Raw genomic sequence first — 5590 nt, 5'->3', positions numbered from 1 at the left:
TTGGACGCAGCGCAGATCAAAACGAGCCTCGGCAAATATATGCTTTCGCGCTTTAATTGCTGTGTGAGCGCGGTGCGGGAAAATTTAGATGAATACCGCTTCAACGACGCTGCGACCGAGCTTTATAAATTTTTCTGGGACGAGTTTTGCGACTGGGGCATCGAGCTTAGCAAAGCGGACAAGGCCGCGATCGGCGAGCTAGGGATGATTTTTAAAGAAGCGATGAAGCTACTAAGCCCATTTATGCCGTTTCTAAGCGAGTATTTGTATCAGGAGCTAAGTGGCACAAAGCTGCAAGACGCACGCTCCATCATGGTGATGAGATACCCACATCCTGGCGAGCGTGACGAGCGGATCGAGGAGCTATTTTCGCTTCTCATCGAAGCGATCGTCAGCATTCGCCGCGCAAAGGCGACGATCGAGCTCGGTAATGCGCGAGTAGTCAAGGCCTACGTCAAATCCGCAGTCGATCTAAGCGCTGCTGCGGACTACATCAAAACGCTTGCCAAGGTCGATGAAGTGGAATTTACGCAGCAAAACATCGCAAATTCCGCCCGCGACGTGAGCGAGAGGCTAGAAACTTTCGTACCGCTTGAGGGGGTCGATCTTAGCGGCGTGATTTCGCGCCTTAACGCGCAAAAAGCGAAGCTGCAAAAAGAGATCGAAAAGCTCTCAGGCATGCTAAATAACGAGAAATTCGTGGCCTCCGCCCCGCAAGCCGTAGTCGAAGCCAACCGCGAAGGGCTGCAAAGCGCGCAGGAGAAATTCGCCAAAGTATGCGACGAGCTAAAAGCGTTTGGCGAGTAGCCCGCTAGTTTGAGCTTAAATTTTAAATCAAGGAGAAAAATATGTCAAAAGGTAGTATAGGTGGATTTACTTTAGGCACGGTCATAGCCGTTGCACTATCATGGGGAGTCAATAAAAGCATAATGTGGGCGATAATCCACGGATTTTTAAGTTGGTTATACGTGATTTATTATTTCTTACTGAGGTAAAATTTCATCGGCAGCGCGCCGTTTTACGCGCTAAATTTTAAAATTTGAAGGATGAAAAATGAGCGAAAAAATAAAAATAGCGGTTTTGGGATATGGAAATTTAGGTCGCGGCGTAGAGCTTGCCGCGCGAAATAGCAAGGATTTAGAGCTTTCGGCGGTGTTTTCTCGCCGCGAGCCGCACAGCGTGCAAACATGCGGTGCTCCGGTATTTAGCGCGGATGAAATTTTATCGCACAAGGGCGAATTCGACGTTTTAGTTCTTTGCGGCGGTAGCGCGACGGATCTGCCGACACAGACGCCAGAATTTGCAAAAGAATTTAATGTAGTTGATAGCTTTGATACGCACGCGAAAATCCCTGAGCACTTCGCCGCGGTGGACGCCGCAGCCAAAGCGGGCGGAAACGTAGGCATCATCGCCGTTGGCTGGGATCCGGGTCTGTTTTCGCTAAATAGACTGCTCGGCGAGAGTGTGCTGCAAAACGGCAGCAGTTATACGTTTTGGGGTAAAGGCGTGAGCCAAGGCCACTCCGACGCTATCCGCAGGATCGAGGGCGTCGTGGACGCGCGACAATACACCGTGCCGATAGAAAGCGCCTTAAAGCGAGTTCGCGCGGGCGAAAACCCGAAACTTAGCACGCGCGAAAAACACCTGCGCGAGTGCTATGTCGTGGCCGAGGACGGCGCCGATAAAGCGCGCATAGAAAAAGAGATAAAAACGATGCCGAATTATTTCGCCGACTACGACACGAGCGTGCATTTCGTGGGTCTTGCGACGCTTAAAAAAGAGCACGGCGGCATCCCTCACGGAGGATTTGTTCTGCGAAGCGGAGCGACGGGCGAGCGCGGCGAAAATAAACACTTGATCGAGTTTTCGCTAAAGCTTGACTCAAATCCCGAATTTACCGCAAGCGTACTCGTAGCCTACGCCCGCGCGGCGTATCGCTTGGCGCAAAGAGGCGAGCGCGGCGCGTTTAGCGTATTTGACATCGCTCCGGCGCTTCTTTCGCCAAAGAGTGCAGATGAGCTAAGGCGCGAAATTTTATAAATTTTTGGGGGCGCTTCGGCGGAATTATGAACGAGGAAATCTGAGTGATAAAGATAGAGAATTTAAAGAAATTTTACGGCAAAACCTGCGTGATTGACGATGTGAGCCTGGAGGTGAAACAGGGCGAAATTTTTGCTATCGTCGGCCGCAGCGGCGCGGGTAAAAGCACTCTGCTGCGCTGCATAAACGGCCTTGAGGACTATCAAGAAGGAAGCCTCAAGGTAGAGGGCAGGGAGGTAAGAGAGCTAAGCGGTGCTCAGATCCGCGAGCTGCGCAAAAATATCGGTATGATTTTTCAGCACTTCGCGCTTATGAGCCGCCGCACCGTCGCGCAAAACGTCGCTACGCCGCTTGCGTTTTGGGGCCATTCCGAAGATCATACGAAGCGCTGCGTCGCCGAGCTTTTGGAGCTCGTGGGGCTTGCAAATAAAGCAAACGCCTATCCTAGCGAGCTTAGCGGCGGACAGAAGCAGCGTGTGGCGATTGCGCGTGCGCTTGCATTAAGCCCTAAAATTTTGCTTTCCGACGAGGCGACCTCAGCGCTTGATCCCAATACCACCGCTCAAATTTTGTCGCTTCTGCGCCGCATCAATCGCGAGCTAGGCATCACGATCGTGCTCGTCACGCACGAGATGGAGGTCGTAAAGGGCATCGCGCAGCGCGCGATCCTGCTTAAGGGCGGGCGCGTGAGCAACTCGGGCGATATTGTCTCGCTGTTTTTGCACCCGGATGAGAATATGAAGGAGTTTTTGGGCGAGGAGGAGGTGCTGCCCGCAAGCGGCGTGAATATCAGGCTCTTTTTCCCGCCCGCGGTTGCGTTTGACAGCGTGATCACGCATATGGCGCGCGCTTTGGAGATAAATTTTAACATCGTTTGGGGCAAGCTCGAGCGGCTTGATAAAAACGTCGTCGGAAGCCTCGTGATCAACGTAGAGCCCTCACACGTCGCGCGCGTGGAGGAGTTTATCAAAAACGCGGGCGTGATCTACGAGATCGTAAGCGAGGATGAGATCAAAAGCTGCGCCGCGATCTAGGTGCGATTTCGCGCCCTGTGCGCTTGCGCCGCACTAAATTAAAAGCTTACGCGGCATAGCGAATTTAAAAGCTCGCGCGAGGTCGCGGACTCAAAGGCTGGCTCGGCGCGTTTTTGATTTGACGTGCGCGTCGTGGCATAATAAATTTAATCAGTTTCGCCGGTGGTTTAAATTTTTATCTCGCCGCGGTAAAGCAAGCTCGGTGATGCGCTGTTGGCGTGCGCCCTCGTTAGCTTTGATTTGCGTTTAGAATTTGACTAGCCGTAGCGAGGCGATTTAAATTTCAGAGATCGCGACCGACCGAGCGCATTTAAGCCGCGCCGCATTTGAATTTACAGGCGTTTAAATTTAAATTTGAATTTTTTCGGAATTTCACACATACTTCACTTTTACGGAAGTATAATTCCGCTAATTTCTTTTAAGGAGTACGTAATGAAAAAACTTACTTTGTTTGCGCTTAGTGCGCTATTTGCTGGCACTTTTGCCGTAGCTGCCGACATGGGCATGAAAGATGAGATGAAGGATGCCAATATGTCAATGCATAATGGTGCGAAAGAGATGAAAGGCGATATGAAGGATATGCACAAGGATGCTATGAAAGAGGGTAAACATATGAAAGATGAGATGAAAGGCGAAATGAAAAAAGAGATGAAAAAAGAGATGTAGTGAGTAAAATTTTACTCGTAGAGGACGATGAGATCCTTTGCGATCTCATCGGCGAATATATAAAAGACGCGGGCTTTGACGTATGCGTTTGCAGCGACGCTCAAAGCGCCGCGGATCTTGCTTATGAACAAAAATTTGATCTTTTTATCTTTGACGTAAAAATCCCCAAAGGCGACGGATTTTCACTTTTAAAAGAGCTGCGCAAGAGCGGCGATCGCACCCCCGCGATATTCGCCACATCGCTAAATACACTTGATGATCTTGAGGTTGGTTTTAAAAGCGGCTGCGACGACTATCTCAAAAAACCATACGAGCTAAAAGAGCTGTTGCTGCGCGTTAATTCTCTCATAAAGCGAAACTTCAGTCATAATTTTGATGATTTTGTAACTATTGACGACGAGTTTAAATTTTATTTTGCAAGCAAAGAGCTTCGCAGATCGAGCGTGCCCGTCGCGCTTTCAAACAAAGAGCGCGAGCTGCTGGCGCTTTTTTTACAAAATAAAAACAGGCTTTTAAGCAAGGATGAAATTTTCTCCGCGATCTACGCTTTTGATGAAACGCCTAGTGAAGAAGCGCTACGAACTTATATCAAAAATCTACGCCGCGTCCTAGGCGAAGAGCACATCATAAATCGCCGCAACGCGGGGTATCTGTATGTCTGAAAAGACCGCTTTAACGCTTAAAATTTTATCTTTATATCTCATTTCAAGCGCGTTATTTTTAGGATATTTTTTCAAGATAAATTACAGTATGAACGAAGCCGCGCTGCTTTCGCACAGGATAAAAGAGCTCAAAGAGATCAAAATGATGATCTATATGAAAGCGAGCATGGACGGGCTGGAATCACTAGCGGACTTCGAGCGCGAAAAGGGCGTAAGCGCGTGTATATTTAAGCCAAACTCTGATGAAATTTACGGCTGTGACGGCGAGCTTGGCGCACTTGACAAAGCGAAGCTAAAGGCGGAATTTATAAGTGGCGGAAGGCTAGGAATTTATGAGAATCTGCAAAATATGGAGGAGCGAAACGCCTTTTCCAAGGCTAAAATCATTCTGCTTGGAAGTAGCGTGCAGGGCGAAATTTTAACGCTTCGTATCAAAACCGCAGCGATGATGATAGCGCTTTTGGGCGTAATCCTAGCCGTGGCGTTTTATCTGGTGCGGCTAGGCACAAAGCCGCTTTACGATAAGATCGACACGCTAAATCGCTTCATCAAAGATAGCACCCACGAGATCAATACTCCGCTTAGTATCATCTCTATGAGCGTCGAGACGATGCGGCACGCTGAGCTTGGGGAATACAACGCCAAGCGCGTCGCCAATATCGATCTTGCCGCCAAGACGCTTTCTCGCATCTACGAGGATCTTGTGTTTTTAACCTTCGGTATGAATAAGGAGGGCGAGATTAGCTCGATCGATCTAAAAAGCCTCGTCGCTTCGCGCTGCGAATACTTCGCGCCGTTTATTCAAAAGCGCAGACTAAGCCTTAAAACCGATCTTTCGGATGCGAGCATGAGCGCGAACGTCTATGAAATTTCGCGCCTGATCGACAATCTGCTAAGCAACGCCGTAAAATACGCCGATGCAGGCGGCTACGTGGATGTGCGACTAAGGCGCGGCGAGCTAGCGATCTCAAACAGCGGCGAGGGGATCGACAGGAAAAAGGGCGACGAAATTTTCAGGCGCTTTGCGCGCTTTAACTCAAGCGAAGGCGGCTTTGGAATCGGGCTTAGCATCGTAAGCGAGGTCTGCAAAAAATACTCCTTTTCTATCTCTTACGACAGCGTGCCGGGCGAGATAACGACCTTTCGCCTTACGTGGCGCGAATAAAATTTTAAAATTTAGTGAAATTT

General features: G+C 49.4%; 6 protein-coding genes. All 6 read left to right on the top strand.

From position 1 onward, the window contains the following. A partial coding sequence (locus tag QZ176_RS10140; RefSeq protein WP_295153327.1) for a class I tRNA ligase family protein occupies positions 1-807 on the top strand: 807 nt, incomplete at its 5' end. Positions 808-1053: 246 nt separating this feature from the next. Then, on the top strand, positions 1054-2040 hold the full coding sequence (locus tag QZ176_RS10135) for a diaminopimelate dehydrogenase (RefSeq protein ID WP_295153325.1): 987 nt from the start codon (positions 1054-1056) through the stop codon (positions 2038-2040). 44 nt (positions 2041-2084) lie between these two features. After that, entirely contained in the window at positions 2085-3074 is a 990-nt protein-coding gene (locus QZ176_RS10130; RefSeq protein ID WP_295153323.1) for a methionine ABC transporter ATP-binding protein, read from the top strand. Positions 3075-3506: 432 nt separating this feature from the next. Further along, positions 3507-3740, top strand: a complete 234-nt coding sequence (locus QZ176_RS10125; protein ID WP_295153321.1) for a hypothetical protein — start codon at positions 3507-3509, stop codon at positions 3738-3740. Beyond that, positions 3740-4402, top strand: coding sequence for a response regulator transcription factor (locus QZ176_RS10120; protein WP_295153320.1), 663 nt, complete (start codon positions 3740-3742; stop codon positions 4400-4402). Before QZ176_RS10125 ends, QZ176_RS10120 begins: the two co-directional genes overlap by 1 nt. Then, positions 4395-5567 (top strand): HAMP domain-containing sensor histidine kinase, encoded by a 1173-nt coding sequence (locus tag QZ176_RS10115; RefSeq protein WP_295153318.1) that lies wholly within the window; start codon positions 4395-4397, stop codon positions 5565-5567. Before QZ176_RS10120 ends, QZ176_RS10115 begins: the two co-directional genes overlap by 8 nt. Positions 5568-5590 lie beyond the last annotated feature (23 nt).

The sequence above is a fragment of the uncultured Campylobacter sp. genome, from assembly GCF_905373215.1.
GTDB lineage: Bacteria > Campylobacterota > Campylobacteria > Campylobacterales > Campylobacteraceae > Campylobacter_B.
Note: the sequence above shows the minus strand (reverse complement) of the source record. Positions and strands in the feature narration are given on the sequence as shown.